This is a genomic window from Priestia sp. SIMBA_032, assembly GCF_046535215.1.
GTDB classification, from domain to species: Bacteria; Bacillota; Bacilli; order Bacillales; family Bacillaceae_H; genus Priestia; species Priestia aryabhattai.
Window position 1 is genome coordinate 1 of sequence record NZ_JAWRXD010000621.1, and the last position, 273, is coordinate 273.

Annotated in this window: 1 protein-coding gene; it reads right to left on the reverse strand. The window is 35.2% G+C overall.

Translation table 11 applies throughout. The annotated features are described in order from the left end of the window. Positions 1-198: NAD(P)H-dependent oxidoreductase (locus SB717_RS35745; protein WP_410907703.1), on the reverse strand; the 198-nt coding region annotated here is incomplete at its 3' end. Positions 199-273 lie beyond the last annotated feature (75 nt).

Genomic DNA, 273 nt, shown 5'->3' on the forward strand with positions numbered 1-273 from the left:
TTTAATATCTTCGGGTGTGTTTCCTTGAGAAAATGAGATGAAATCGGAAGCGCCTAATACTGGATTGAAGTTTAATTCGTATAGATCGCGAACGCGTACTTCATGACCTTTTTCTTCTAATTCACGTTTTACCGTTTCTAAAATCGCATGGTTGAAGCTTTCTGTATTTGGGTGTGCATAAACGATTACATGTTTCATTGTTCTTCCTCCTATTTGTGGATATGTGAATAGCTATTTGTATATCTGTAACTATTATGGTTACTGCTTTTATAG